The organism is Micromonospora sp. DT46, assembly GCF_049841735.1.
GTDB lineage: Bacteria > Actinomycetota > Actinomycetes > Mycobacteriales > Micromonosporaceae > Micromonospora > Micromonospora reichwaldensis.
This window is the reverse complement of sequence record NZ_JBNCKW010000007.1, coordinates 494,510-520,017: the sequence shown is the minus strand read 5'-3', so window position 1 is coordinate 520,017 and position 25,508 is coordinate 494,510. Positions and strand designations below refer to the sequence as shown.

25 protein-coding genes are annotated in these 25,508 nt (G+C 74.5%); 15 read left to right on the top strand and 10 right to left on the bottom strand.

The features are described 5' to 3' along the window. Nucleotides 1-107 precede the first annotated feature (107 nt). A complete protein-coding gene (locus ACLQ20_RS22135; protein ID WP_327029020.1) occupies nucleotides 108-1,226 on the bottom strand; it encodes a lytic polysaccharide monooxygenase in 1,119 nt (372 codons plus the stop codon). Between the two features lie 279 nt (nucleotides 1,227-1,505). After that, entirely contained in the window at nucleotides 1,506-1,880 is a 375-nt protein-coding gene (locus ACLQ20_RS22130) for a nuclear transport factor 2 family protein (RefSeq protein ID WP_151457649.1), read from the bottom strand. Between the two features lie 65 nt (nucleotides 1,881-1,945). Between ACLQ20_RS22130 and ACLQ20_RS22125 the strand changes: the two genes are divergently transcribed. Beyond that, entirely contained in the window at nucleotides 1,946-2,881 is a 936-nt protein-coding gene (locus tag ACLQ20_RS22125) for a PfkB family carbohydrate kinase (protein ID WP_425857550.1), read from the top strand. Between the two features lie 118 nt (nucleotides 2,882-2,999). On the opposite strand, the gene ACLQ20_RS22120 is transcribed toward ACLQ20_RS22125, so the two are convergent. Both ACLQ20_RS22120 and ACLQ20_RS22115 read right to left on the bottom strand, forming a co-directional pair. Then, nucleotides 3,000-3,827, bottom strand: coding sequence for an MBL fold metallo-hydrolase (locus ACLQ20_RS22120; protein ID WP_151457647.1), 828 nt, complete (start codon nucleotides 3,825-3,827; stop codon nucleotides 3,000-3,002). After that, complete coding sequence (locus ACLQ20_RS22115; RefSeq protein ID WP_151457646.1) at nucleotides 3,824-4,228, bottom strand: thioesterase family protein; 405 nt, start codon at nucleotides 4,226-4,228, stop codon at nucleotides 3,824-3,826. Before ACLQ20_RS22115 ends, ACLQ20_RS22120 begins: the two co-directional genes overlap by 4 nt. A 259-nt stretch (nucleotides 4,229-4,487) precedes the next feature. Here ACLQ20_RS22115 and ACLQ20_RS22110 point away from each other — a divergent pair, with 259 nt between their 5' ends. Then, nucleotides 4,488-5,531: a phosphatase PAP2 family protein gene (locus tag ACLQ20_RS22110; protein WP_425857548.1), complete on the top strand. Its 1,044-nt coding sequence runs from the start codon at nucleotides 4,488-4,490 to the stop codon at nucleotides 5,529-5,531. Between the two features lie 25 nt (nucleotides 5,532-5,556). On the opposite strand, the gene ACLQ20_RS22105 is transcribed toward ACLQ20_RS22110, so the two are convergent. From ACLQ20_RS22105 to ACLQ20_RS22095, 3 genes are read right to left on the bottom strand one after another with little or no spacing between them, the layout of a single operon-like run. After that, nucleotides 5,557-7,116, bottom strand: a complete 1,560-nt coding sequence (locus tag ACLQ20_RS22105) for a PH domain-containing protein (RefSeq protein WP_425857546.1) — start codon at nucleotides 7,114-7,116, stop codon at nucleotides 5,557-5,559. Then, nucleotides 7,113-7,661, bottom strand: a complete 549-nt coding sequence (locus ACLQ20_RS22100) for a PH domain-containing protein (protein WP_327029017.1) — start codon at nucleotides 7,659-7,661, stop codon at nucleotides 7,113-7,115. Before ACLQ20_RS22100 ends, ACLQ20_RS22105 begins: the two co-directional genes overlap by 4 nt. A gap of 13 nt (nucleotides 7,662-7,674) precedes the next feature. Continuing rightward, complete coding sequence (locus tag ACLQ20_RS22095; protein WP_425857543.1) at nucleotides 7,675-7,905, bottom strand: hypothetical protein; 231 nt, start codon at nucleotides 7,903-7,905, stop codon at nucleotides 7,675-7,677. A gap of 279 nt (nucleotides 7,906-8,184) precedes the next feature. Between ACLQ20_RS22095 and ACLQ20_RS22090 the strand changes: the two genes are divergently transcribed. From ACLQ20_RS22090 to ACLQ20_RS22060, 7 genes are all read left to right on the top strand, one after another. Continuing rightward, nucleotides 8,185-9,297 (top strand): AAA family ATPase, encoded by a 1,113-nt coding sequence (locus ACLQ20_RS22090; RefSeq protein ID WP_132238733.1) that lies wholly within the window; start codon nucleotides 8,185-8,187, stop codon nucleotides 9,295-9,297. Further along, nucleotides 9,276-10,280: a DUF58 domain-containing protein gene (locus ACLQ20_RS22085; RefSeq protein WP_132238734.1), complete on the top strand. Its 1,005-nt coding sequence runs from the start codon at nucleotides 9,276-9,278 to the stop codon at nucleotides 10,278-10,280. The genes ACLQ20_RS22090 and ACLQ20_RS22085 overlap by 22 nt, the downstream gene beginning before the upstream one ends. Beyond that, entirely contained in the window at nucleotides 10,277-11,227 is a 951-nt protein-coding gene (locus ACLQ20_RS22080) for a VWA domain-containing protein (protein ID WP_425857541.1), read from the top strand. Before ACLQ20_RS22085 ends, ACLQ20_RS22080 begins: the two co-directional genes overlap by 4 nt. Before the next feature lie 742 nt (nucleotides 11,228-11,969). Next, nucleotides 11,970-12,674, top strand: coding sequence for a 3-oxoacyl-ACP reductase FabG (gene fabG / locus ACLQ20_RS22075; protein ID WP_151457585.1), 705 nt, complete (start codon nucleotides 11,970-11,972; stop codon nucleotides 12,672-12,674). Nucleotides 12,675-12,709: 35 nt separating this feature from the next. After that, nucleotides 12,710-13,477: an enoyl-ACP reductase FabI gene (gene fabI / locus ACLQ20_RS22070; protein ID WP_151457584.1), complete on the top strand. Its 768-nt coding sequence runs from the start codon at nucleotides 12,710-12,712 to the stop codon at nucleotides 13,475-13,477. A gap of 113 nt (nucleotides 13,478-13,590) precedes the next feature. Continuing rightward, nucleotides 13,591-14,652: a ferrochelatase gene (locus ACLQ20_RS22065; RefSeq protein ID WP_151457583.1), complete on the top strand. Its 1,062-nt coding sequence runs from the start codon at nucleotides 13,591-13,593 to the stop codon at nucleotides 14,650-14,652. A gap of 48 nt (nucleotides 14,653-14,700) precedes the next feature. Then, nucleotides 14,701-15,480 (top strand): HAD-IIA family hydrolase, encoded by a 780-nt coding sequence (locus tag ACLQ20_RS22060; RefSeq protein ID WP_151457586.1) that lies wholly within the window; start codon nucleotides 14,701-14,703, stop codon nucleotides 15,478-15,480. A gap of 7 nt (nucleotides 15,481-15,487) precedes the next feature. On the opposite strand, the gene ACLQ20_RS22055 is transcribed toward ACLQ20_RS22060, so the two are convergent. Next, entirely contained in the window at nucleotides 15,488-16,282 is a 795-nt protein-coding gene (locus tag ACLQ20_RS22055; RefSeq protein ID WP_311413869.1) for a hypothetical protein, read from the bottom strand. Nucleotides 16,283-16,510: 228 nt separating this feature from the next. On the opposite strand from ACLQ20_RS22055, the gene ACLQ20_RS22050 reads away from it, so the two are divergent. Beyond that, nucleotides 16,511-17,320: a DUF3097 domain-containing protein gene (locus ACLQ20_RS22050; protein ID WP_425857538.1), complete on the top strand. Its 810-nt coding sequence runs from the start codon at nucleotides 16,511-16,513 to the stop codon at nucleotides 17,318-17,320. A 195-nt stretch (nucleotides 17,321-17,515) separates the two neighbouring features. On the opposite strand, the gene ACLQ20_RS22045 is transcribed toward ACLQ20_RS22050, so the two are convergent. After that, nucleotides 17,516-18,832 (bottom strand): serine hydrolase domain-containing protein, encoded by a 1,317-nt coding sequence (locus ACLQ20_RS22045; RefSeq protein WP_425857536.1) that lies wholly within the window; start codon nucleotides 18,830-18,832, stop codon nucleotides 17,516-17,518. Between the two features lie 111 nt (nucleotides 18,833-18,943). On the opposite strand from ACLQ20_RS22045, the gene ACLQ20_RS22040 reads away from it, so the two are divergent. From ACLQ20_RS22040 to ACLQ20_RS22025, 4 genes are all read left to right on the top strand, one after another. Continuing rightward, on the top strand, nucleotides 18,944-19,417 hold the full coding sequence (locus ACLQ20_RS22040; RefSeq protein ID WP_151457518.1) for an NfeD family protein: 474 nt from the start codon (nucleotides 18,944-18,946) through the stop codon (nucleotides 19,415-19,417). Nucleotides 19,418-19,421: 4 nt separating this feature from the next. Further along, nucleotides 19,422-20,528 (top strand): SPFH domain-containing protein, encoded by a 1,107-nt coding sequence (locus tag ACLQ20_RS22035; RefSeq protein WP_425857534.1) that lies wholly within the window; start codon nucleotides 19,422-19,424, stop codon nucleotides 20,526-20,528. 148 nt (nucleotides 20,529-20,676) lie between these two features. Further along, nucleotides 20,677-21,477, top strand: a complete 801-nt coding sequence (locus ACLQ20_RS22030; protein ID WP_425857532.1) for a hypothetical protein — start codon at nucleotides 20,677-20,679, stop codon at nucleotides 21,475-21,477. A gap of 145 nt (nucleotides 21,478-21,622) precedes the next feature. Further along, nucleotides 21,623-23,839: a transglycosylase domain-containing protein gene (locus ACLQ20_RS22025; protein ID WP_425857530.1), complete on the top strand. Its 2,217-nt coding sequence runs from the start codon at nucleotides 21,623-21,625 to the stop codon at nucleotides 23,837-23,839. Nucleotides 23,840-24,056: 217 nt separating this feature from the next. Here the strand turns inward: ACLQ20_RS22025 and ACLQ20_RS22020 are convergent, their stop codons facing one another. Further along, entirely contained in the window at nucleotides 24,057-24,665 is a 609-nt protein-coding gene (locus tag ACLQ20_RS22020) for a thymidylate kinase (protein ID WP_425857528.1), read from the bottom strand. Nucleotides 24,666-24,807: 142 nt separating this feature from the next. On the opposite strand from ACLQ20_RS22020, the gene ACLQ20_RS22015 reads away from it, so the two are divergent. Next, entirely contained in the window at nucleotides 24,808-25,371 is a 564-nt protein-coding gene (locus ACLQ20_RS22015; protein ID WP_425857526.1) for a dihydrofolate reductase family protein, read from the top strand. The last annotated feature ends 137 nt before the right edge of the window (nucleotides 25,372-25,508 follow it).

The following is a 25,508-nucleotide window of genomic DNA, read 5'->3' as shown; positions in this document are numbered from 1 at the left end:
GCCACGGTGTCGACCAAGAGGTTTGCGTCCCCGGAGTCGTTCCCGGGGACGCAAACCTCTTGATCACTTCAGGGGTCCGAACCTGGGCGCAGGGTCGGGGTTGGGGCTCAGCGGCCGGAGCAGGTGACCGTGGGCAGGGTGTTGGTGCCGTTGGTGGTGGCGACGAAGCCGAAGGTCGTGGTGCCCTCCGGGGCTATCGTGCCGTTGTAGGGCGCGTTGGTCACGGTGACCGACGAACCGGATCCGCTCAGCGTGCCGCTCCAGAGGCTGTTGATGGTCTGCCCGCTGGGCCACGTCCAGTTGGCCGTCCAGCCCGACCAGGTCGACGAGCTGTGGTTCATGATCGTTACCTCGCCCTGGAAGCCGCCGTTCCAGGTGCCGACCACCTTGAAGATCGGCATGCAGTCCCCGCCGTGCGGCGGGGGCGTGGTCGGGTTCGGCGGGGGCGTGGTCGGGTTGGGCGGCGGGGTCGTCGGGTTGGGCGGGGGCGTGGTCGGGTTGGGCGGCGGCGTGCCGCCCGGGCCGACGCCGGTGACCTCGCCGTTGCCCCCGTCGAAGGTGACGTCCGAGCAGCCGAAGAAGTTCTCCTGGCTGTCGGAGCGCACCCAGCGCGAGTAGATGAGGTGCCGGCCGCTCTTGTTGGTGGGCAGGTTGCCGCTGAAGTAGTAGTGCCCGTCGTTGGTGCCGCTCGAGCCGCGCTGCGGCGGGTTGGTCACCGTCAGGAACGGCTCCTCCAGGTCGCTCCACGCCAGCGGCCGGCCCGGGCTCCAGCTGTCCTTCGTGACGTAGAAGTAGAACGTGCCGGGGTGGTGGGCCCAGTTGCTGTAGCGGAACTCCATCCGCGCCCCGGCCGTCAGGTGGGTCAGCGGCCAGTCGGTGCGGGCCAGGTCGTAGCCGGCGAAGCCCGGATTGCCGCCGCTGCACAGCTTGCCGTCCGGGATGAAGCCGACGGTCCGGCCGGCGGCGTCGGAGCGCAGCACGCTGAACCAGTTGTAGAGCGAGTTGGCCCCGCTCTGCGCCACGGCGGCGGAGCACGCCGGGTTGTTCGGCTTGATCTCGCCCGTGGACGAGAGGCCGTCCTTCCAGCAGAGGAAGGTGCGGCTGCCGGGGGCCATCGGGGTGCCGTGCGCGGCGGCGGGGTCGGGCCCCGCCGTCAGGACGACGGCGCCCGCGAGAAGGGTGGCGGCCGCGGTGAGCAACGCGGCCATACGCGATCGGTGGGACACGGGGGTTCTCCTCACTCGTGGGACGGGGGAGTCCCACGGGCAACGCGCGCGGGGTGGCGGCACGGGCCGCCCCGCTGCGGCGCGGGCAAGACGGTCGCGGCGGACGTGCCCCGGCGCGGATGGCCGGCGTACGTGCGCCGTCGGCGGCCCGACTCGCGGGCCGATGCCCTCGCGTGGATGTGAACCCGGCGCCGGCGGCGCGGCAGCCCCCGCAACCGCCCGGCAAGCGCCATCCCACCACGGGACGGTGACGAGGCGCAATAGCCGTTGCTCGATGTGTCAGTAGCGGTCAGCGAGGTGTTCGCGGCCGGGCGGCGGCTCGTAGGCCGCCGGCCAGAACTCGGTGATCTCGCGGACGAGACCGGCGTCGTCGAGGTCGAAGAAGCTCGTGGCGGCAAGCTCCTCGCCCCGGTAGGCGCAGGTGATCCAGGTGGCGGCGCGCCGGCCCGAGGCGACCAGCCGGTTCACCGTGAGGTGCCAGCCGTCGGGGTACTCCTGGTTGAAGCGCAGGAAAGACTCCCGGCCCACGATCCGCTCGCGGGTCTGCGGCAGGTGGTAGACAACGTCGTCGGCGAGCAGCCCGGCGACGGCGTCCCAGTCCCGCGCCTCCAAGGCCGTCCAGTAGGCCGATACGGTGGCTTCGGCGCTCGTCATGGCGCGTACTGTGCCAGCCTGGTGCGACAAGATCGGTCGGCGCGCGGCGTGGACGGAGGACACCAATGGGGTACGCGGTGGTGCTCGGCGAGGCACTGGTCGACCTGCTCGACACCGAGCGTGACGGCGAGCCGGTCTACCGGCAGGCCGTCGGCGGCGGGCCGCTGAACGTGGCGGTCGCCGTCGCCCGGCTCGGCGGCGCGGTGCAGCTCGTCGGGTCGCTCGGCGACGACGTCCTGGCCGGGCGGATCCGCGACTTCCTGACCGGCGCGGGCGTCGGCCTGGCCGGGGCGGTCACCGTCGCCGCCCCGACCGCGCTGGCGGTGGCCACCTTCGCCGGCCCGGAGCCCGACTTCCGGTTCTACGGCGAGCCGCCCTCCTACGGCCTGCTCGGCCCCGACGACCTCGACGCCGGCCTGGTGGCGGGCGCCGACGTCCTCTACTGCGGATCGATCGTGCTGCTCCAGCCGCCGGCGCTGGCCGCCGCGCGCCGGGCCTGGGCGCTGGCGTCCGGGCTGCGGGTCTTCGACCCCAACGTCCGTCCCAGGCTGCTCGACGGGCCGGCCGCGCTGGCCGGGCTGCGCGAGGTGGTGGCCGAGTTCGCCGCCAGCGCCCACCTGGTCAAGCTGAGCGCCGCCGACGCGAAGCTGCTCTACCCGGGCGAACCCGAGGAGGGCGTGGCGGCGTACCTGCGGGAACTCGGCGCGGGCACCGTGGTGGTCACCCTCGGCGCGGCCGGCGCGGTGGTCGCCGCCGCCGGCGCCGATCCGGTACGCGTACCCGCGCCGAAGGTCGCCGCGGTGGACGCCACCGGCGCGGGCGACTCGGTGATGGGCGCCCTCGTCGCGGAGCTGCTGGCCGGCGGCGAACCCGCCGATCCGGCGGGCTGGCACGAGCGGGTGGCGTTCGCGCTGCGGGTCGCCGGCCTGGTCTGCGAGTCACCCGGCGGCGCGACCGCCATGCCCAACCGCGCGGAGGTCCACGCCCGCTTCGCCCGCTAGGCCGGCGTGCGGGCCCGCAGGGCCCGGACGGACCAGTCGAGGGCCGGCGCCAGGCTCTCGGGTGCCGGCCAGCCGTTGACCACGGAGAGCAGCCGCAGGTGACGCGAGGCGGTCGCCGTCAGGCGGTGCCGTCGAGTTCGGCGTAGCCGCGGCGGGCGGCGTACAGGGCGGGACGGGCCCCGAAGGGCGCCTCGGCGGCGACGCGCTCCGGCGGGGCGCCGCCGGTGTGCCCGGCGCGGATGAGCCAGGCCAGCTCGACGAGCTGGGCGTGCTGCGCGCGTACGAACGCCGCGTCGACCGGCTCGCCGTGCCCCGGCACGACCACTGTGGCCGGGGTGGTCATCCGCAGCAGCTCCGCCACCGTGTCGGGCCACTGCAACGGGTACGACTCCTCGAAGGCCGGCGGGCCGCTCTGCTCCACCAGGTCCCCGGCGACCAGCACGTCGACGTCCGGCACGTGCACCACCAGGTCACCGGCGGTGTGCCCGCGACCGGGATGGCGCAGCACCACCCGCCGGCCGCCCACGTCGAGCACGGTCTCGCCGTGCACGGTGTGCGTCGGCGCCAGCAGCTCCGTCCCGGCCACCTCCGCGGCCAGCGTGGGGTGCGCGTCGCGCAGTTCCGCGTACGCCTCCCGGCGCAGCCGGTCCGGCTCGCGCATCGCCTCGGCGGCCAGCTCGTGGGCGTACACCGGGCGGGGCGGGTCGGCGGCGAGGGTCGCGTTGCCGAAGCAGTGGTCGAAGTGGTGGTGGGTGTTCACCAGCGTCCACGGATGGGGGGTGACCGCCCGGGCGGCGGCGGCCAGCTCGGCGGCCTGCCCGGCGGTGGAGAGCGTGTCGACCAGCAGCGCGGCCCCGTCGCCGACGACGAGCGTGACGTTGACGTGCAGCAGCGGCTCGCGCAGCACGTGCACCCCGTCGGCGACCCGCGTGAAGCGGGCGGTCACGACGACCGCGCGGCGCGTTCCACGAAGCGCTGCCGGTCGACCAGCACCCGCTCCACCCGGCCCTCGGCGACCGTCTCGTCGCCGTCGCTGACGCTGACCTCGAAGTACAGCCGCCGCCCCTCGACCGCGGTCAGTCGGGCCTGCGCCACCACCGTGCGCCCCACCGGGGTGGCCGCCCGGTGGTCGAGCTCGACCCGGGTGCCGACGGTGGTCGACCCGCCGGGCATCCGGGCGGCGGTGGCCGCCACCGTGGCGGCCTCGGCGAGGGCGAGCACCCGGGGCGTGCCCAGGACGGGCACGTCTCCGGAGCCGACCGCCTGGGCGGTGTCGGTGTCGGCGACGGTCAGCTCCACCCGGGCGGTGAGGCCCGGGGTCAGCGCGGGCTCCGGCTGCTCCTGCATGGCCAAAGCCTAGACGAGGCGGGCGGCGGGCGGCGGCGCGTGCGCGTCGGTCGCCCCCACCGGCGCACACCGCCCCTGGGCGACGCGGGCACCGGCGCACCGGGCCGCCGGTTCCGCGCCGGTCCCGCTGCGCCTGCCGGTCCCGCCGCGCCCGCCGTACCGGTCTGCCGCGCCTGCCGGTCCCGCCGCGCCCGGAAGGACGGCGCGGCCGGGTGGTCGGCGTGGGGCGATGCCGCCCGCGCCGCTAACCTTGACCGCGATGTCTGTCGCGACCGACCCCCAGCCCCCCGCCCGGACCGAGCCACCCGCCGCACCCGACGGCGGGCGTCGTCGCGTGGTCGCGATGACACTCTGGGGGGTCGCCTTCGTCGCCGGCTGGCTCGGCATCGGCCTGCCGACCGACCCGGCGTACGCGTTCCTGTGGATCTGGGCGGGGACGATCGCCTGGAACAGCAGCCGGCCGTGGCGCAGCCATCTGCGCTTCGCGCGGGACTGGGTGCCGGTGGTGCTGCTGCTCGCCGTCTACAACCTGTCCCGGGGCTTCGCCGACAACGGTGCCACCCCGCACGCGTACGAGCTGATCGTCGCCGACCGGGTGATGTTCGGCTGGGCGACGGGCGGTCAGGTGCCGACGACCTGGCTCCAGGAGCACCTCTACCGGCCCGAGGTGCACTGGTGGGACGTCGCGGTCAGCTGGGTCTACTTCTCGCACTTCGTGGTGGCGCTGGCCGCCGCGGCGGTGCTCTGGCTGCGGGACCGGGGGCGGTGGGCGGCCTTCATGCGCCGCTGGGGCTTCCTGTGCGCCACCGGCCTGGTCACCTACTTCCTCTACCCGGCCGCCCCGCCCTGGTGGGCGGCGCAGAACGGGCTGCTGGAGGAGGTCGCGCGGATATCCACGCGCGGCTGGAAGGCGTTCGGCATGCACGGCGCCGGCAACCTGCTCAACGCCGGGCAGATCGCCTCCAACCCGGTGGCCGCGATGCCCTCGCTGCACACCGCGTTCGCGCTCTTCGTGGTGCTGTTCTTCCTGCGGCAGACCCGCCGCCGTTGGTGGCCGCTGCTGCTGGCCTACCCGCTGGCGATGACGTTCACCCTGGTCTACAGCGGCGAGCACTACGTCATCGACGTGCTCGTCGGCTGGGCGTACGTCGGGATGGCCTTCCTGGTGGTCGGCCTGGCGGAGCGCTGGTGGGCGGCCCGCAAGGCCCGGCGGTCCCCGGCGGAGCCCGACCCCGACGCTGAGGCCGAGCCGACCGACCCGCCGGCCGCCGCCGAGCCGCCGCCGGTCACGGCCACCCGCTGAACAACCCGCGTGCGGACGGGCGCGGTCAGCCCGCCCGGCGGGCCGCGCGCGAGCGGGCCGTCAGCTCCGCCGCCAGGGCCCACGCCTCGGCGAGGTCCCGGTCCCGGGCGGCCGCGCCGGCGCCACCGGCGGTGTCGGCGTGCACCGTCGCCAGCCGCAGCCGCCGCTGCGCCGGCCCCTGCACGACCCGCACGCTCTGGATCCGGGCGTACGGCACGAGCGCCAACTGCCGGGTGAGCAGGCCGGAGCGGACGGCGAAGACCCGGTCGTCGAGCCCGGCGCCGAGCACGCCCCGGCTCAGCGGGTTGAGCCAGCGGGCCCGGGTCGGCGGCGGGCTCAGCGGCAGCGCGGCCAGCCGCACCCCCGGCAGCACCTCGGCCACGATCGCCTCGCCGGTCGCCACGTCACCGACGGGGAGCAGCCGGTCCGGCCGGTTGCGCTCGTCGGCCTCGCCGGCGGAGTAGCCGGCCACCTCCAGGCGCAGCCGCAGCCAGCCCTTGACCCGCCACAGCAGCGGCCAGGTCACCCCGACGGCCTGCACCCGGTCCAGCGGCACGGTCTGCGCGCGGGTCTCCAGCAGGCCGTTGCGGATCCGCAGCGTGCCCTCGTCCCGGGCGAGCCGGAAGTTCCAGTCGTCGAGCACCCGCCGCACCGGTTGCAGCAGCACACCGGCCATGGCGGTGAGGGTGCTCGCCACCGCGACGAACGACCAGGAGTCCTCGGAGAGGAACTGCGCCACCACGAACGCGACGCCGAACGGGATCATGAACGCCTGCGGGGTCAGCAGCTGGCTGACCAGCAGGTCGTTGTTGGCCACGGCGTGCAGGGGCCGGCCGGGCGGTGGTGCCGGGGTCCCCGCCGGTCCCGCGGCCACTCCCGCTGGCGGCGCGCCCGGCTCGGCCGCGATCCGTCCGGCGAGGGCGAGCAGCCGCTGGCGCAGCGCGGTCGCCTCGGCGACGCTCAGGTAGGCCAGCGGCGCCTCCGTCTTGCCCCCGCCCACCACCTCCAGCCGCAGCTCGGCCAGGCCGGTGAGCTGGGCGAGCAGCGGACGGACCACCTCGACGGCCTGGAGCCGCTCCAGCGGGATCGCCCGGGTGCGTCGCCAGAGGAGACCCTCGTGCACCCGCAGTTCGCGGCCCACCACGTGGTAGCCGGTGTAGTACCAGCTCACCACGGCCAGCACGGTGGCACCCAGGGCCAGCACCACCGCCATCAGCGCGAACCAGCCGAAGCCGACCCGCGACAGCGTCGACCACGACAGGCCGGCGATCACCACGACCAGGGACTTGGCGCCGTGCAGGGCGGGGCTGAGGGGGTGCAGCCGCTGCCGCGGCTCGGCGCCCTCGGGCGCCCCGGCAGACCGGACCGGGCCCGGCGGGACGGGCCCGGTCGCCGGGGGCGGGAAGCCGGACCCGGCGTCGCGCCATGCCGCCTCCGGCGGCACACCGGGACCGGCGGTCTCCGGCGGCGCACTGGGTCCGGCGGTCTCCGGCGGTGCGCCGGGCCCGGTCGGCTCCGGTGGGACGCCCGGCTCCGCCGGGGACGGGCCGGCGTGGTCCGTGCCCCGGGCGGCCGGGTCGCTCACAGGCCCTCCGCCCGGTCCTCGCCCAGCGCGGTGAGCCGGTCGCGCAGCCGGGACGCCTCCGCCGGGCGCAGCCCGGGCACCCGGGCGTCGCTCGCCGCGGCGGCCGTGTGCAACTGCACGGTGGCGAGCTCGAACGCGCGCTCCAGCGGCCCCGCGCTGACGTCGACGAACTGCATCCGCGAGTACGGCACGATGGAGAGCCGCCGCACCAGCAGCCCGTGCCGGACCAGCAGGTCGTCCTCCCGCTCCGCGTAGCCCCAGGCCCGTACGGCGCGGACGATCGTCACGCCCCGCAGGACGCCGAAGAGCAGCACCACGCCGAGTGCCGCGCCGAGGAAGCCGCTGCCGCTGAACGCCCAGCCGACGCCCAGCCCGAGGGCGAGGACGACCAGCACCAGCGCCAGGCGGATCAGCTCCACCCAGATCAGGTCGGACGAGATCGACTGCCAGCGGACGGTGTCCGGCCACGGCTCCAGGGGGCCCGCCGGCGGTAGGGGTGGCGCCGGCGGCGGGCCGGCGGACCCGTCACTGTTCACCGGGGACATCCGTTGTGCGCGCTCACCCTTCGAGCGTAGGCGATCCGGGCGCCGGTACGACCTCCCGGAGGAAGCCACGGGCGTCGAGGAACTCGCCGAGGGTGGTGCGGTGCGCGGTGCACGCGAGCCAGGTCTTGCGCCGGTCGGTGTCGTGCAGCCGGGGATTGTTCCACCTCAGCGCCCAGTGGGCGGGGGCACGACATCCGCGGGACGAGCAGACCAGCGGCTCGTCGGCGGGAAGGGGGCTGCTCATCCCGACCAGTCTAGGGGCGGTGGCGGCACCGGAAGTTTGAGCGCCGGGCGGCCACGGGGGGAGCCGCCCGGCGACGGGTGAATGGTACACGCGCCGGGCCGGTCCCTGTCCACCCGTGAGCGGCGATTCCGTACCGCGCGACGGCGTGGCGGGGCCCACGACCCGGCATCGGGGACGGGGCGGCGAGAATCGGCTTCTCCCCACCTCGGCACTCAGCCGGGCATGCGAGTCTTGATACGCACCACGCCGCGCGACAACCGATCATGCTGTGGAGGACCGGTGGCCCAGCCGACCACGCCCGACGCCCCGACGCCGAACGGGACGGGCCCGGAGACACCCGAGCCGGTGACCACGCCGGCCGAGGACGCGACCCTGCTCGAGCGGGCGCTGTTCGAGATCAAACGGGTGATCGTCGGGCAGGACCGGATGGTGGAGCGGATGTTCGTCGCGCTGCTCGCGCGCGGCCACTGCCTGCTGGAGGGCGTGCCGGGGGTCGCGAAGACCCTCGCGGTGGAGACCCTCGCGAGGGTGGTCGGCGGCTCCTTCGCCCGGGTGCAGTTCACCCCCGACCTGGTGCCCGCCGACATCATGGGCACCCGCATCTACCGGCAGTCGAGCGAGAAGTTCGACGTCGAACTGGGCCCGGTGTTCGTCAACTTCCTGCTCGCCGACGAGATCAACCGGGCGCCGGCCAAGGTGCAGTCGGCGCTGCTGGAGGTGATGAGCGAGCGGCAGGTCTCCATCGGCGGCGAGAGCCACCGGGTGCCCGACCCGTTCCTGGTGATGGCGACGCAGAACCCGATCGAGCAGGAGGGGGTCTACCCGCTGCCCGAGGCCCAGCGGGACCGCTTCCTCATGAAGATCGTCGTCGGTTACCCGACCGACGCCGAGGAGCGGGAGATCGTCTACCGGATGGGGGTCGCCCCGCCGCAGCCGGCGCCGGTCTTCACCACCCCCGACCTGATCGCCCTGCAACGCAAGGCGGACCAGGTCTTCGTGCACAACGCCCTGGTCGACTACGCGGTCCGGCTGGTGCTGGCCACCCGCGCCCCGGCGGAGCACGGGATGCCGGACGTCGCCCAGCTCATCCAGTACGGCGCGAGCCCGCGCGCCTCGCTCGGCCTGGTCCGGGCCACCCGCGCGCTGGCACTGCTGCGCGGCCGGGACTACGCCCTGCCGCAGGACGTGCAGGACATCGCGCCGGACATCCTGCGCCACCGGCTCGTGCTCAGCTACGACGCGCTCGCCGACGACGTGCCCGCCGACCACGTGGTGCACCGGGTGATGTCCACCATCCCGCTGCCCTCGGTCGCGCCCCGGCAGCAGGCCACCCCCGCACCCATGCCGACCTCCGCGCCGCCCGGCGCCGGTTGGCCCGGGCAGCGTCCGTGACCTCACCCGCCCGTCGGCCTGCCGACGTCCCCTCCGACCGCACCGAGGCCGTCCTGTCGCGGCTGCAACTGATGGTCACCCGCAAGCTCGACGGCCTGCTCCAGGGCGACTACGCCGGCCTGCTGCCCGGGCCGGGCAGCGAGGCGGGGGAGTCCCGGGAGTACCGCCCCGGCGACGACGTACGCCGGATGGACTGGCCGGTCACCGCCCGCACGACGATGCCGCACGTCCGGCGTACGGTGGCCGACCGGGAGCTGGAGACGTGGCTGGCGGTGGACCTCTCGGCGAGCCTGGACTTCGGCACCGGCCGGTGGCTCAAGCGCGACGTCGTGGTGGCCGCCGCGGCGGCGCTGGCCCACCTGACCGTCCGGGGCGGCAACCGGATCGGCGCGGTGATCGGCAGCGGCGGCGGCACGAGCGCGCCGGCCCGCCGGTGGCGCGCCGCGCCGCCGGTCGCCGGCCCGGACGTCTACACCCGGCTGCCCGCGCGCTCCGGCCGCAAGGAGGCCCACGCGCTGCTGCGGGCGATCGCCGGCACCGAGATCCGCCCCGGGCGCAGCGACCTGGGCACGCTTGTCGACATGCTCAACCGGCCGCCCCGCCGCCGGGGCGTGGCGGTGGTCATCTCCGACTTCCTCGCCCCGCCGCAGCGGTGGTCCCGGCCGCTGCGTAAGCTGCGCGTCCGGCACGACGTGGTGGCGATCGAGGTGGTCGATCCCCGGGAGCTGGAGCTGCCCGACGTCGGGGTGCTGCCGGTGGTCGACCCGGAGACCGGCGAGCTGCACGAGGTGCAGACCGCCGACCCGCGGCTGCGCCACCGCTACGCCGAGGCGGCGGCCGCCCAGCGGGCGGAGATCTCCGCGGCGCTGCGCGGCGCCGGCGCGGCCCACCTGCGACTGCGTACGGACCGAGACTGGCTGCTCGACATGGTGCGTTTCGTGGCCGCGCAGCGGCACGCGCGCACCAGGGGGACGACACGATGATCCGCTTTCTGCAACCGTGGTGGCTGCTGGCCGTGCTGCCGGTGCTCGCCCTCGCCGCGCTCTACGTCTGGCGGCAGCTGCACCGCCGGGCGTACGCGATGCGGTTCACCAACGTGGACCTGCTGCGCACCCTGGCGCCGAAGGGGCTGGGCTGGCGGCGGCACGTGCCGGCTACGGCGTTCCTGCTCTGCCTGCTGGTGCTGGCGACCGCGCTGGCCCGGCCGTCGGTCGACACCCGGGAGCCGCTGGAGCGGGCCACCGTGATGCTCGCCATCGACGTGTCGCTGTCCATGCAGGCCGACGACGTGGCGCCGAACCGGCTGGAGGCGGCGCAGGAGGCGGCCAAGCAGTTCGTCGGCGAGCTGCCGGAGAGCTACAACCTGGGGCTGGTCTCGTTCGCCAAGTCGGCGAACGTGCTGGTGCCGCCGGGCAAGGACCGGGACGCGGTGACCGCCGCGATCGACGGGCTGGTGCTGGCCGAGGCGACGGCGACGGGCGAGGCGGTCTTCACCTGCCTGGAGGCGATCCGGTCGGTGCCGGCCGACGGCGCGGCGGGGATCCCGCCGGCCCGCATCGTGCTGCTCTCCGACGGGTACCGCACCTCGGGCCGGTCGGTGGAGGAGGCGGCCGCCGCGGCGCAGGCGGCGAACGTGCCGGTCTCCACCATCGCCTTCGGCACCGACTCCGGGCAGGTGGACATCGGCGGCCAGCTGCAACGGGTGCCGGTGGACCGGCTGGCCCTGGCCGACCTGGCCGAGGCCACCGAGGGCTACTTCTACGAGGCGGCGTCGGTGAGCGAGCTGAAGAGGGTCTACCAGGACATGGGCAGCTCGATCGGGTTCCGCACGGAACCCCGCGAGGTCACCCAGTGGTACGCGGGGGTGGCCCTGCTGCTGGCACTCTGCGCGGGGGCCCTCAACCTGCTGTGGTCCTCGCGGATGCTCTGACGCGCGGGTGCGGGGTGGCCGGCGGCCGGGCGCGCCCCGACGGCCGGCGACGGCGCGGCGGTCGGTGCGTGCCGGCGGTCGGTCCGCGCCGTCGCAGGCGGTCGGTGCGTGCCGACGGTCGGTGCGTGCCGTCGCCGGTGGTCAGTGCGCGGCGCCGCCGGCGAGGACGAAGACGACGGCCACCCAGACGGCGGCGAGGGTGAAGCCCAGCGGGGCGACGTAGCGGCTCATGGACGGCTCCGGGCGGCGACTGGACGGTCCGCGCGTGCGGGGGCGGACCGCAGAGGGGTGGGTCGGGACGCGCACACGAAGTCGTGACCGGGCGGCTCCCGGCGCGGCGCGGCCGACCGGCGCGGGGCCGGTGACCGGGCGGGGCGGGGAGCGGAGCTGGGTCAGCTCACCTGCTGAGTCGTGGCTCAGCGGGGCTGACGTTCGGCCCGGCCACGACTGGGAGGATCGCTATCTCGCACAGCGATCACCTCCTGCGGTCGGCGGGGCCCGGAAGCGGGCCGCACGGCCCGCAAACGCGGATCATCGTACACCCGCCGGTCGCCGTCGCCGCACTCGGCCGAGCGGCCGCACGGACCTCGGCCGAGGGGCCCGCCGCGTCGCCGGAGGGACGGGGCAGGGGCCGGTGCCGGGCGACGCCGCGCCGGCCCGGACGTGCACGGCGTTAGCGCTTACCTGCCGGTAACGCCTAGGCTCCGACCGACCGGGAGATCACTGAACTACAGGGGGAACCGTGGCCCGTACCGTCCTGGTGACCGGCGGCAACCGGGGGATCGGCCTGGCCATCGCGCAGGCCTTCGCCAAGCAGGGCGACCGGGTGGCGGTGACCCACCGCAGCGGCGAGCCACCCGAGGGGCTGTTCGGGGTCCGCTGCGACGTGACCGACTCCGCGTCGGTCGACGCGGCGTTCACCGCGATCGAGGCCGAGCTGGGGCCGGTGGAGGTGCTCGTCGCCAACGCCGGGATCACCGACGACACGCTGCTGCTGCGCATGTCGGAGGAGCAGTTCACCCGCGTGCTGGACACGAACCTGACGGGCGCGTTCCGGTGCGCCAAGCGCGCCTCGGGCAAGATGCTGCGCGCGAAGTGGGGCCGGATGATCTTCATCTCCTCGGTGGTCGGCCTCTACGGCGGCCCCGGCCAGGTCAACTACGCGGCGAGCAAGGCCGGCCTGGTGGGCGTGGCCCGCTCGATCACCCGCGAGCTGGGCAGCCGCAACATCACGGCCAACGTGGTCGCGCCCGGCTACGTGGAGACCGACATGACCGCCGGCCTGCCCGAGGACCGCAGGACCGAGTACCGCAAGGCCATCCCCGCCAACCGGTTCGCCCAGCCGGACGAGATCGCGGGCGTGGTCACCTGGCTGGCCGGCGACGCCGCCGGCTACGTCTCCGGCGCCGTCATCCCGGTCGACGGCGGCCTCGGCATGGGCCACTGACAAGCGGTCACTGAGAACTACGGAGGAATCCCTGCATGTCCGGACTGCTCGCCGGTAAGCGGCTGCTGGTCACCGGCGTCATCACCGACGCCTCGATCGCCTTCTCCGTGGCGAAGCTCGCCCAGGAGAACGGGGCGCAGGTCGTGCTCACCGGCTACGGCCGGCTCTCCCTCGTGGAGCGGATCGCCAGGCGACTGCCCGAGCCCGCCCCGGTGATCGAGCTGGACGTGACCGACGCCGACCATCTCGCCGGGCTCGGCGACCGCGTGCGCGAGCACGTCGACGGCCTGGACGGGGTGGTGCACTCGATCGGCTTCGCCCCGCAGAGCTGCCTCGGCGGCGGCTTCCTCGACGCCCCCTGGGAGGACGTGGCGACCGCGCTGCACGTCTCCACGTACTCCTACAAATCCCTCGCGATGGCGGCGCTGCCGCTGATGTCCGCCGGCGGCGCGGTGGTCGGCCTGACCTTCGACGCCACGAAGGCGTGGCCCGTCTACGACTGGATGGGCGTGGCCAAGGCCGGGCTGGAGTCCGCCTCCCGCTACCTGGCGCTGCACCTGGGCAAGCAGGGCATCCGCAGCAACCTGGTCGCCGCCGGGCCGCTGCGCACCATCGCCGCCAAGTCGATCCCCGGCTTCGATCAGTTCGAGGAGGCCTGGGCCGAGCGCGCGCCGCTGGGTTGGAGCCTCACCGACCAGGAGCCGGCGGCGCGGGCCTGCCTGGCGCTGCTGTCCGACTGGTTCCCGGCCACCACCGGCGAGATCGTGCACGTCGACGGCGGCTACCACGCCATCGGCGCCTGACGTGTGAGGAAGGGCCCCCTGCAATCGCATTCTGCATAGCAGGGGGCCCTTCCTCACACCCCGGACCAGGGGGCCGCGCCCGGCGGGAACGGGCACCGGGAAGAATGGGAGCCATGGCGTACGACGCGGTGGTCCTGGTGTCCTTCGGCGGACCGGAACGGCCCGAGGACGTGATGCCGTTCCTGCAGAACGTGACCCGGGGGCGGGGCGTGCCGCCGGAGCGGCTGGCGGAGGTCGCCGAGCACTACCAGCACTTCGGTGGCGTCTCGCCGATCAACCAGCAGTGCCGGGAGCTGCTCGCGGCGGTCCGGGAGGACTTCGCCGCCAACGGCCTCGACCTGCCGGTCTACTGGGGCAACCGGAACTGGGACCCGATGCTCGCCGACACCGTGGCGCAGATGCGCGACGACGGCGTCACCCACGCCCTGGCTTTCGTGACCAGCGCCTTCGGCGGCTACTCCTCCTGCCGGCAGTACCAGGAGGACATCGCCGCCGCCCGCGCGGCGGTCGGCCCCGACGCCCCGCTGATCGACAAGCTCCGCCAGTTCTGGGACCACCCCGGCTTCGTCGAGCCGCACGCCGACGCGGTGCGGGCGGCGCTCCGCCGCCTCGACCCGGCGAAGCGGGACGGCACCCGACTCGTGTTCACCGCGCACTCGGTCCCGAACTCGATGGCCGCGAACGCCGGCCCGCACGGCGGCCGGTACGAGGCGCAGCTCGCCGAGGTCGCCCGGCTGGTCCACGCCGCGGCCGCCCCGGACCTGCCCTGGGACCTGGTCTGGCAGAGCCGTTCCGGCCCGCCACAGGTGCCGTGGCTGGAGCCGGACGTCAACGACCACCTGCGTACGCTTGCCGACGCCGGCACCACCGGCGTGGTGGTCAGCCCGATCGGGTTCGTCTCCGATCACCTGGAGGTGGTGTGGGACCTGGACACCGAGGCGCGGGAGACGGCCAGGCAGCTCGGGCTGGACTTCGTCCGGGCCGCCACCCCCGGCACCGACCCCCGGTTCGTGGCGATGGTGCGCGAGCTGGTCCGCGAGCGGACCGACCCGGACGGGACCGGCCTGCGCCGCCGCCTCGGCGAGCTGCCCATGTGGGACACCTGCCCCACGGTGTGCTGCGTCCCGGCACGCCGCCCCACCGCCGCCCAGGAAGCCGGGAACCCGGCCTCCTGACCGCCGCGCCGGCCCCGCCGGCGGCCCGACACCCTGGAACGAGTGACGATGCAGGACCGCAAGCCGGTGGAGAGCTGGCTGACCGACATGGACGGCGTGCTGGTGCACGAGGGCCAGCCCGTGCCCGGGGCACCGGAGTTCGTCTCCCGGCTGCGCGCCTCCGGCAAGCCGTTCCTGGTGCTCACCAACAACTCGATCTACACGCCCCGCGACCTCACGGCCCGGCTGAGCCGGATGGGCCTGGACGTGCCGGAGCAGGCGATCTGGTCCTCCGCGCTGGCCACCGCCCAGTTCCTGGCCGACCAGCGCCCGGGCGGCACCGCGTACGTGATCGGGGAGGCCGGGCTCACCACGGCGCTGCACGCGGTCGGCTACGTGCTGACCGACTTCGCCCCGGACTACGTGGTCCTGGGCGAGACCCGCACCTACAGCTTCGAGGCGATCACCAAGGCGGTCCGGCTGATCAACGACGGGGCCCGGTTCATCTGCACCAACCCCGACGTGACCGGCCCGTCGGTGGAAGGCGCGCTGCCGGCCGCCGGCTCCGTCGCCGCGATGATCTCCAAGGCGACGGGGATCGAGCCGTACTTCGTCGGCAAGCCCAATCCGATGATGATGCGCTCGGCGCTGAACACGATCAACGCGCACTCCGAGACGACCGCGATGATCGGCGACCGGATGGACACCGACATCCTCTGCGGGCTGGAGGCCGGGCTGGAGACGATCCTGGTGCTGACCGGCATCAGCAGCCGCGCCGAGGCGGAGCGCTACCCGTACCGTCCGTCGCGGATCGTCAACTCCGTCGCCGACCTGGTCGACGAGATCTGACCTGCGATCAGGGGCGCAGCGGGGCGTTGCAGGCGGCCACCAGCGCCTGCCGGCAGGCGGTGGTCAGCGGGCGCAGCGCGGCGTCGCGCTGCTGGGCCTCGTAGTTGTTGATCGCGCCGCCCGGCGCCGCGTGCCCGGCCAGCGCGAGCACCCGGTCGAGCACGGCGGCCCGGGCGAAGAGCCGCCGGGCCCGCGGGTCGAACCCGGGCGGCAGGTCGGTGGCGCCGTCCGGCCGGCGCAACGCCTCCAGCGCCCCGGCCAACTCGGGTCGCCACTGCGCGACGTCCAGCCGGGTCAGCGCGGCGGTCGTGTCGGCCAGGGCCACCGCCAGCTCCGCCTCGGCCTCGGCCGCGCCGGGCAACGCGAGGGAGGCGGCCGGGGCGTCGGCCGGCAGCGGGTAGACCCGCCAGAGGACCGTCTCGAAGGTGTCGCCGGAGCCGGACGTGTGCGTGCGCACGTGCGGGATGAGCCCGAGCCCTCCGGCGACGACCGCCTCGCCGGCGACCAGCGCCGCGCCGGCGAAGTCGCCCGGCCCGGGCAGCCCGCGCGGGTCGCCGGGCGCGGGCAGCACGAGCCGGATCTCGTCGGGCGAGAGCTTCGCGAGGGTGGGTAGCGCCTGGGGCAGGGGAACGTCGGTCCAGGTGCCGGGCGCGTCGGCGACCAGGTGCTCCTCGTCGCCGGCGATGGCGTCGGCAAGCTCGTCGAAGGGCACCAGCCCGGCGCGCCACGCGCGCACCCAGGCCACGAACCGGCTGGACCGGCGCGGTGTGAGAGTGGCCGCGCCCGCTGCGGGGGTGGACATGCCGAAAGGGTACGTGGTCACCGCCGCCCCTGTCTCGACTGCCGCTCCGACTGTCCGCCGCCCCGCTGATCATGCGCCCCCCGTCCCGTCGATCATGGAGTTGTGGTGGGTGGATCGTCGACCTCTGCCCCTTTCGCGGGACACCACAACTGCAAGATCGCCGCGGCGGGAGCGGCGGAGGCGGCGTGTCGGGTGCGGGGGGAGAGGTGGGAGGTTAGCTTGATCGGCATGGGGCGGTACGCGGACGATGTGCTGGCGGGGGACTGGCGGCGGCGGAAGGTCACGCCCGAGGTGGACGCCGAGCCGGACCTCGTGGTCGAGGACGCCGACTCCGGCTTCTGCGGGGCGGTGGTCGGCTTCGAGGCCGGCGCGGTGGTGCTGGAGGACCGGCACGGACGCCGGCGCAACTTTCCGCTGCTGCCGGCGGCGTTCCTGCTCGACGGGCGGCCGGTGACGCTGCGCCGGCCGACCCGCGCCCCGGTGCCCGCCGCCCGCCGCCGCACCGCCTCCGGCTCGATCGCCGTCGACGGCGTACGCGCCCAGGTCGCCCGGGCCAGCAGGATCTGGGTGGAGGGCATCCACGACGCCGCCCTGGTCGAGCGGATCTGGGGCGACGACCTGCGCATCGAGGGCGTGGTGGTGGAGCCGCTGGACGGCATCGACGCGCTCGACGCCGAGGTGCGCGACTTCGCCCCGGGCCCCAACCGGCGCCTCGGCGTGCTCGTCGACCACCTGGTCGCCGGCTCCAAGGAGAGCCGGATCGTCGCGAAGGTGACCTCCCCGCACGTGCTGGTCACCGGGCACCCGTACGTCGACGTGTGGCAGGCGGTCAAGCCGGCGGCGCTGGGCATCCGGGCGTGGCCGGTGGTGCCGCCGGGACGCCCGTGGAAGGAGGGCGTCTGCGCCGCGCTCGGGGTCGCCGAGCCGGCGGACATGTGGCGGCACATCCTGTCCCGGGTCGACAGCTTCGCCGACGTGGAGACCCCGCTGATCAACGCGATGGAACGCCTGATCGACTTCGTCACCGAGCCGGCCTGAGCGCGAGCGCGGTCCGGCCCGTCGGCGGCGGCCTGGTTCGTGGGCGAAGGGGTCGTACGACGCTGTCGAGCTGAGTCGTCTGTGACATCAGCGGTGCTTGTGGCCGCTGCGACGCCAGACGGCCCCTGAATCGTCTGCGACATCAGCCCGACAGCGTCTCGCATGTGGATCCTCCGCCGGCGGCTGCGGGCGCCGTCAGGGCTCCTGGTCGGGGGTGCGGGTGAAGACGAAGGTGGCGATGTCGAGCGCCACCGCCCGTCCCGACCCGTCGCGCAGCACCGACAGGATCTCGCCGTTCTCGGGGCCGGAGCGACCCCGCCAGCGGTCCGGCCCCTCCGGGACGAACACGCTGACCCGCTCGCCGCGCACGTACACGACCAGCTCGCCCCTGGCCGCGTCCCAGGTGACGTCGAGCGACGCCCCCATCCACCACCAGCGACCGGTCACCTCGTCGACCTCGGCGGGCGGGGGAGCGGCGGCGGGCCGCCAGGGCTGCGGGAACGCCGGTTCGGCGTCCAGGACGGTGGTGAGGATCCGTAACGCGAGCCCACCGATCCCGCCGGTGCGGAAGCCGTACGAGTTGGCGAAGCCGATCACGCCGGTGCGCGACGGGCGGTGCACCGCCAGGGCGGCCACGTAGCCGGGCATCGAGCCGCCGTGCCCGACGTACACCCGCTCGCCCTGCCGGTAGAGCTCCAGCCCGAGGCCGTGCCCGCCGGTCCACGAGTCGACGTCGCTGATCGACACGGGGACGCACATCTCGGCCAGCGTCTCCGCCGCCAGCACCTGCGGCGCGGGGTCGGCCAGGAAGGCCGCCCACCGGGCCAGGTCCTCGGCGGTGGACCAGAGCTGCCCGGCCGGGGCCATCGCCCCGGTGTCGGTACGCGGCTCCTCCCGCAGCGTGTCGTGCCAGGGGTGCACCACGTAACCGCGGGCGAACGGCTCGGTGGCCGCGTACGTGGTGCGGCCCATGCCGAGCGGCTCCAGCACGCGCTGGCGGAGCAGGTCGGCCCAGGGGGTGCCGGTGATCCGTTCGAGCACCCCGCCCAGCAGCCCGTACGCCAGGTTGGAGTAGTGGTAGACCCGGTGCGGGGGATAGGCAATCTTCTCGGCGCTCACCCCGGCCAGCAGCGTCGCCAGGTCTCCGACCTCGGCGCGCTCCCACCACTGCCCGTCCGGCTCGCGGCGCAGGCCGCTGGCGTGGCCGAGCAGCTGCCGCAGGGTGAGTGTGCCCACACCGGTGCCGGGCAGGTGCTTCTCCAGCGGGTCGTCCAGGGCCAGCCGGCCGGCGTCGCGCTCCTGCATGACCAGGGTCGCGGTCATGGTCTTGCTGATCGACCCGAGGCGGTACTGGAGGTCGGCGTCGGGGCGCGGGTGCTCGCCGGCGGTGGCGAGGTGGGTCAGCGCGCCGTCCCGCACCACGCCGATCAGCAGCGACGGCGTACGGCCGGCGGACTGCGCCCCGGCGACGAGGGCATCGACCTGGCGGGTGGTCTCGGGCAGCAGGGACACGGGCTCTCCTCGGGGGATTCCGGTGCCGTCGGGGTGGGCCGCCGGCGTGCCGCCGAGCTTACTGATCTTCGCGGGTGGGCTCCACGTGCTTTGACGTGTCACGATCGGGGGGTGGACGCCGTGTTCTGGATCGTGCTGGGTGTCGTTCTGGCGGTCGCTGAGATCTTCACGACGACGCTATTTCTGATCATGTTCGCGGTCGGGGCCCTGGCCGCCGCGGGAGCGGCGGCGCTCGGCGCGCCGGTCGAGGTGCAGGCGATCGTCTTCGCCGGCGTGTCGGCGCTGACGGTGCTGGGCGTACGGCCCACGCTGCGCAGGCACCGCCGCTCGGCGCTGGAGAGCGGCGAGCAGCCCTTCGGCGTGGAGGCGATCGAGGGCAGCACGGCGCTGGTGCTGGAGCAGGTCGACGCCGGGCAGGGCATGGTGAAGATCGACGGCGAGCTGTGGCAGGCCCGCTCCTACGACGCGAGCCAGCACTTCGCCCCGGGCGACCGGGTGCAGGTGATCCAGGTGCGGGGCGCCACCGCCCTGGTGTGGCGGGACGACGTTTCTCCTTCCGGGGAGCTACCCGAAGCGAAAAGGTGAGTACATGGAACTTGTGATCCCGGTCCTACTGATGGCCATCGCCCTGATCGGGGTGATCACCCTGGCCAAGGCCGTGCGGATCGTGCCGCAGCAGCGCCAGGACGTTGTGGAGCGGCTCGGCAAGTACAAGCGCACCCTCAACCCGGGGCTCAACATCCTGGTCCCGTTCGTCGACGCGGTGCGTACCAAGGTCGACCTGCGGGAGCAGGTGGTCAGCTTCCCGCCCCAGCCGGTGATCACCTCCGACAACCTGGTCGTCTCGATCGACACGGTGCTCTACTTCAAGGTCGTCGACTCGGTTCGGGCCACGTACGAGATCTCGAACTTCCTCCAGGCCATCGAGCAGCTCACCGTCACGACGCTGCGTAACGTGATCGGCTCGCTGGACCTGGAGCGGGCGCTGACCAGCCGCGACCAGATCAACCGGCACCTGTCCGGCGTGCTGGACGAGACCACCGGGCGGTGGGGCATCAAGGTCACCCGGGTGGAGCTCAAGGCGATCGAGCCGCCGGCGAGCATCCGCGACTCGATGGAGAAGCAGATGCGCGCCGAGCGCGACCGCCGGGCGGCGATCCTGAACGCCGAGGGGCACAAGCAGTCGCAGATCCTCACGGCCGAGGGTGAGAAGCAGTCCGCGGTGCTGCGCGCCGACGGTGACCGGCAGGCCCGGATCCTCCAGGCCGAGGGTCAGGCGAAGGCGATCAAGACGGTGTTCGACGCGATCCACCAGGCGAACCCGAGCCAGAAGGTGCTCGCCTACCAGTACCTCCAGGCCCTGCCGCAGATCGCCAACGGCACCGCGAACAAGGTCTGGATCGTGCCGGCCGAGCTGACCAAGGCGCTGGAGGGCATGGGCGGCGCGCTCGGCGGGCTGAGCCGGATGGTCGGCGACGAGCCGGCCCCGGAGGCGGCCGGCAGCGCGGGCGAGGTGGAGCGCGAGGCGGCCGAGGCCGCGCAGGCCGCGGCGGCCGCCGCCCAGCAGATCCACGACGAGGTACGCGTCGCCGAGGCGCAGGCCACGGGCGGCACGCCGCAGGGGCTGCCGGCGCCGGAGCCGGTCTCCCCGGGGAGCCTGCTCAACGACCCGGCCGACCAGCGCGAACGGGCCTGACCGGGTCCGGGCGCGATTGCCCGGAAATGTGAGAACCACTCATGGGGCGCTCCGTCGCCTGCCACCATCGGTCCTAGGACGGGCGGTGAGCAGGCATCGGGGCGCCCCGGCGCGTTCCGCACCGCTCGTCGGACGAGCGAGGTGACGCATGAAGGATCCGGCGAAGCGGGTACGGTCCTCGGCCCCGGTGCCCGGTGCGCACGATCCCGCCGGGCCGCTCGGCAGCCGGCGTACCGGCGGAGGGTTCGGGGTGCTGCCCTTCGTCGAGCCGACGCCGATCGGGCCGGCCACGAACGCCACCTGGGCCTGGTCGCTGCGCCGGCTCGCCCGGGGCGCGGTGTGGCTGCTCCCCGCGTACGCCATCCTCTACGCCGTCGTGGCGATGGGCAGCGACGGCGGGGTGGGCAACGACCCGTACCCGGCCGACGGCCGGCCGCTCTACCTGGTGGGCTGGGTGGCGGCGGTGTGGCTCGGGCTGCTCGCCCTGCTGGCGCTGACCGGGCTGCTGGCGGCGACCCGCAGCCGCCGGGCGGCCGTCGCCGGCCTGCTCGTCTCCATCGCCGGCACGGTGCTCATGCTCCCCTTCGCGGGGCTGGCGGAGCAGACCCCCGTCTTCGGCACCACCGCGCGCGTGCTCGTGCTCATCGGCGCCACCTGCTACAGCCTGGGCTGGCTGCTGACCGGCTGGTCGGTGGCCCGGTCCGGCACGTTCAGCATTGGTGACGGCGTCATGCTGATGATCGCCGCCCCGCTGCTGGGCGTCGGCGGCGCGCTGATCGGCTCGTTGCAGACCTTCGGCGCGATCTTCGTGCTGATCGCCGGCATCGGCGTCGGGTACCGCTCCGGCCGCCTGGTGCCCCGGGACATCGCCCGCGACGCCGCCAGCGCGAGCCTCGCCACCGCCGCCGCCCCGGCCACCCCCGGCCCGAACGGCCCCCTGCCCACCTGACCCGCCGGGGTGCTCGGGGCCTCCGGGGCCAGCGGTGCCGGCGAGAGCGGTGGGATGGGAAGTCGCTGGTCACGGGCGGTGAAATTGCTGACAACCGGGCCGCGGGGGTGGTCGGTTGGCCCGTTACGTGGCAATCCTGGGGACCATGGCCCCACCCCGCCCGCCGCTGTCGCGGCTGTTCACCGTGCTGCTCGCCGGCGTGCTCGCCGGCCTCGTCCTGGCGGTCGCCGCGCTGCCGGGAAACCTGCTGCTCGGGTTCGCCGCCAAGGCCGCGGTCGGGTCGTACGCGGGGCTGCCCGAGGCCCTGCGCACCCCGGTCACGCCGCAGCGTTCCTACCTCTACGCCAACGACGGCAGGACGCTGATCACCACGTTCTACGACGTCAACCGCACCGACGTGCCGCTCGACGAGATCGCCCCGGTGATGCGGCAGGCGATCGTGGCGGCCGAGGACCGGCGCTTCTACGACCACGGCGGCGCCGACCTGCGCGGGCTGCTGCGGGCCGTGGTGTCGAACGTCTCCGGCGGCGGCCAGCAGGGCGGCTCCACGCTGACCATGCAGTACGTCCGCAACGTGCTCAAGACCGACCCCACCCGCACCGCCGAGGAGCGCGCCGCGGCCACCGAGCAGACCGTCGGGCGCAAGATCCAGGAGATCCGGTACGCCTCGGCGCTGGAGCAGCGCCTGAGCAAGGACGAGATCCTCAACCGCTACCTGAACATCGCGTACTTCGGCTCCGGGGCGTACGGCATCGCGGCGGCCAGCCAGCGCTACTTCGCCAAGTCCCCGGCGGAGCTGACCCTCGGCGAGGCGGCGCTGCTGGCGGGCCTGGTGCAGTCGCCGGAGGCGTACAGCCCGATCGACGGCGACGCGGACGCCGCGCTGGAGCGGCGCGGCTACGTGCTGGACTCGATGGTCTCCACCGGCGCGATCGGCGCCGACGAGGCCGCGCGGGCCCGGGCCGAGAAGCTGACGCTGCGCCCCACGGCCCAGCCCAACGGCTGCACCGCCGTGGCCGAGGGCCACGACGACTGGGGCTTCTTCTGCGACTACCTGCGGCAGTGGTGGCTCGCGCAGCCGGAGTTCGGCGCGACCGTCGAGGAGCGCGAGCAGGCCCTGCGCCGCGGCGGCTACACCGTGGTGACCTCGCTGGACCCGAAGATCCAGGCCACCGCGCAGAAGCAGGCCACCAGCGTCTACTCCTACGACAACAAGCGCGCCCTGCCGATCGCCGCCGTCGAACCGGGCACCGGCCGGGTGCTGGCGATGGCGGTCAACCGGCACTACAGCCTCGACGCGAACCCGGACGGGCAGGCCAACCGCCCCAACACCGTCAACCCGCTGATCTCCGGCGGCGACAGCGTGGCCGGCTACCAGGCCGGCTCGACGTTCAAGCTCTTCACCATGCTCGCCGCGCTGGAGGCCGGCAAGCCGCTGTCCACCGGCTTCGACGCGCCCAGCCGGCTGTCCACCCGGTACGCCGCCGAGGGCGAGGGCAGCTGCGACGGCCGGTGGTGCCCGGCCAACGCCAACCCGGAGTGGATGGACGGCTACCGGATGATGTGGGACGGCTTCGGCCGCTCGGTGAACACGTACTTCGTGTGGCTGGCCGAGCAGGTCGGGCAGGAGAAGGTGGTCGAGATGGCGAAGCGCCTCGGCATCACCTTCCGGGCCGACGCCGACGCCACGTTCGCCGAGAACGACGCCGCCAACTGGGGCTCGTTCACCCTGGGCGTCACCGCCACCACCCCGCTCGACCTGGCGAACGCGTACGCCACGGTGGCCGCCGAGGGCACGTACTGCGCGCCGCTGCCGGTGGTCTCGGTGACCGCCGCCGACGGCCAGCGGGTGCCGGTCGGCGACCCGTCCTGCCGCCGGGTGCTCGACGCCGACGTGGCCCGGGCCGCGACCGACGCCGCCCGTTGCCCGGTCGGCCAGCAGTCCACGCTCGCGCAGTGCAACGGTGGCACGGCCACCTCGGTGAACCGGATCCTCGACGGCCGGCCGGTGGCCGGCAAGACCGGCAGCTCGGAGAAGAACGCCACCGAGACCTTCGTCGGCTTCACCCCGCAGGTGGCGGTCGCGGGCATCGCTGCCAACCCGGACGACCCGACCGACTCGGTGGGCGCGGCCGTGCAGGCGCGGGTGATCGACGCGGTCGCCCGGGTCATCGGCACCGCCGTCGCGGGCGAGCCGGAGAAGAAGTTCGCCGCCCCCAGCCGCGAGCTGGTCGGCGACCCGCGCCGCCCGGTGGAGCGTCCGCCGGTCGAACAGCGCCGCCCGTCCGAGGAGCGGCGGCCGTCGGCCCCGGACGATCAGCGCCTGTCCGACCTGCGCCGCTGGCTCCAGGGCCGCGGCTGACCGGCTGCCCCGCCGCTGGTCTGTGCTGACCGGCTGGCTCGTGCTGACCGCCGATCCGCACCCCGGTGCGCTCGTCGGCTGCCGTCCTTCCCCGACAGGGCACGACCGGGGATACGCGCCCCCGGGCTGCCCGCCGCCCTACTGCGCCAGCAGGGACGCCGACATCGGTCCCGGTCCCGGTCCCGATGTCGGTCGGTCGGCCGACGGGGACCGGAGGTCAGCGGGAGCGGGCGAGAGCGGCCCGGACCACCTGGTCGAGGGCAGCGCCGACATCGACCGGGTCGCCATCCGCTTCGATGACGGTGAACGAGCCGAACTCCGGCAGCCCTCGGTAGCCGGTGTCCAGGGCCCGCAGGTGGGTCAACTCCTCGGTGTCGATGCCCCGGGCCAGCACCCGTTGTTGCGCCCGTTCGGGCGAGACCGCCAGGAAGCAGACCAGCTCCGGTCGCGGGAAGATCGCGTACGCCAGGCGGACCAACCGCCCGCCCCGGTCGCCGCGGGCCCGCATCACCACGTACTGGCACCAGGACCAGCGGTCCATGACCGCCGTCCTGCCGGTCAGCCGGGCGGCCAGCACCGCCCGGGCGATGGCGAGCCAGCGTACGGTCGCCTCGATGGTCACGTAGCCGGTGCGGCCGAACAGGTGCGGCCCGTCGCGGCGGCCCAGCGCCTGCGCGAGCCGGTTCCAGACGGGCCGGCCGCCAGCGTTCTCGAAGTAGCTGGCCGGCACCCCGGCCGCCCTCAGCCGGGCGGCCAGCGCCCTTGCCTGGGTGGTCTTTCCGGCCCCGTCGACGCCGATCAGAGCAATGATCATCGGACGGCGCATGAGCGGCACGGTATCCGCCCCGAACAAGCCCCAGGAAAAATCTTGAGAAGGTGGTGCCGGGCTGTCGGATCGGGCGGGGCCGCTCCGACCACCTGGCGAAAGCGCCCACGAGGGGGCGTCAGGGGTCAGGAGGAGCAGCGCCATGCGGAAGATCGTCTACGGGGTGCACCAGTCGCTCGACGGGTTCATCGAGGGCCCGAACGGCGAGTTCGACTGGCCGGAGATGGGCCCGGAGCTGTCCGCGTTCTCGCTGGAGCAGTGCGACCGGGCCGGCGCGCTCGTCTACGGCCGCCGGGTCTGGGAGTTCATGGCCGCCTACTGGCCGCAGGCGGAGTCGATCTCCGACCACCCGCACGACCTCGCGTTCGTGCCGATCTGGCGGCGGACGCCGAAGGTGGTGCTCTCGCGCACGCTCACCGGGGCCGATCACGGCGCCCGGGTGGTCGGCGGCGGGGACCTCGCCAGGGAGGTGACCGCGCTCAAGGAGCAGCCGGGCGGTGACCTGCTGCTCAACGGTGGCGCCGAGGCCGCCGCCGCGCTGACCGACCTCGGCCTGATCGACGAGTACCAGATCTTCGTGCACCCGGTGGTGCTGGGCGGCGGCAAGCCGGTCTTCGCCGCCATCGAGCGGATGAAGTTCCGCCTGGCGGAGTCGCGGACCTTCGACGGCACGTCGGTGCTGCTGCGGTACCACCGAGCCGGCTGACGCCTGGCCGCGCGGGACCCGTCCGGGGCGCACCCCTCCGTCCGGTCAGTCCCGGCGGCGGCACGGCCTCCCCGGTCAGCCTCGGCGGCGGCACGGCCTCCCCGGTCAGCCTCGGCGGGGGGCCTCCCGGTCCGCCC

Bases quoted from the DNA above. Each gene is read 5' to 3' on its own strand.
- ACLQ20_RS22130 (WP_151457649.1), bottom strand. From the start codon at position 1,880: ATGACGAGCGCCGAAGCCACCGTATCGGCCTACTGGACGGCCTTGGAG.
- ACLQ20_RS22125 (WP_425857550.1), top strand. From the start codon at position 1,946: ATGGGGTACGCGGTGGTGCTCGGCGAGGCACTGGTCGACCTGCTCGAC.
- ACLQ20_RS22115 (WP_151457646.1), bottom strand. From the start codon at position 4,228: ATGCAGGAGCAGCCGGAGCCCGCGCTGACCCCGGGCCTCACCGCCCGG.
- ACLQ20_RS22110 (WP_425857548.1), top strand. From the start codon at position 4,488: ATGTCTGTCGCGACCGACCCCCAGCCCCCCGCCCGGACCGAGCCACCC.
- ACLQ20_RS22100 (WP_327029017.1), bottom strand. From the start codon at position 7,661: ATGTCCCCGGTGAACAGTGACGGGTCCGCCGGCCCGCCGCCGGCGCCA.
- ACLQ20_RS22095 (WP_425857543.1), bottom strand. From the start codon at position 7,905: ATGAGCAGCCCCCTTCCCGCCGACGAGCCGCTGGTCTGCTCGTCCCGC.
- ACLQ20_RS22080 (WP_425857541.1), top strand. From the start codon at position 10,277: ATGATCCGCTTTCTGCAACCGTGGTGGCTGCTGGCCGTGCTGCCGGTG.
- fabI (WP_151457584.1), top strand. From the start codon at position 12,710: ATGTCCGGACTGCTCGCCGGTAAGCGGCTGCTGGTCACCGGCGTCATC.
- ACLQ20_RS22065 (WP_151457583.1), top strand. From the start codon at position 13,591: ATGGCGTACGACGCGGTGGTCCTGGTGTCCTTCGGCGGACCGGAACGG.
- ACLQ20_RS22060 (WP_151457586.1), top strand. From the start codon at position 14,701: ATGCAGGACCGCAAGCCGGTGGAGAGCTGGCTGACCGACATGGACGGC.
- ACLQ20_RS22055 (WP_311413869.1), bottom strand. From the start codon at position 16,282: ATGTCCACCCCCGCAGCGGGCGCGGCCACTCTCACACCGCGCCGGTCC.
- ACLQ20_RS22050 (WP_425857538.1), top strand. From the start codon at position 16,511: ATGGGGCGGTACGCGGACGATGTGCTGGCGGGGGACTGGCGGCGGCGG.
- ACLQ20_RS22035 (WP_425857534.1), top strand. From the start codon at position 19,422: ATGGAACTTGTGATCCCGGTCCTACTGATGGCCATCGCCCTGATCGGG.
- ACLQ20_RS22030 (WP_425857532.1), top strand. From the start codon at position 20,677: ATGAAGGATCCGGCGAAGCGGGTACGGTCCTCGGCCCCGGTGCCCGGT.
- ACLQ20_RS22025 (WP_425857530.1), top strand. From the start codon at position 21,623: ATGGCCCCACCCCGCCCGCCGCTGTCGCGGCTGTTCACCGTGCTGCTC.
- ACLQ20_RS22020 (WP_425857528.1), bottom strand. From the start codon at position 24,665: ATGCGCCGTCCGATGATCATTGCTCTGATCGGCGTCGACGGGGCCGGA.
- ACLQ20_RS22015 (WP_425857526.1), top strand. From the start codon at position 24,808: ATGCGGAAGATCGTCTACGGGGTGCACCAGTCGCTCGACGGGTTCATC.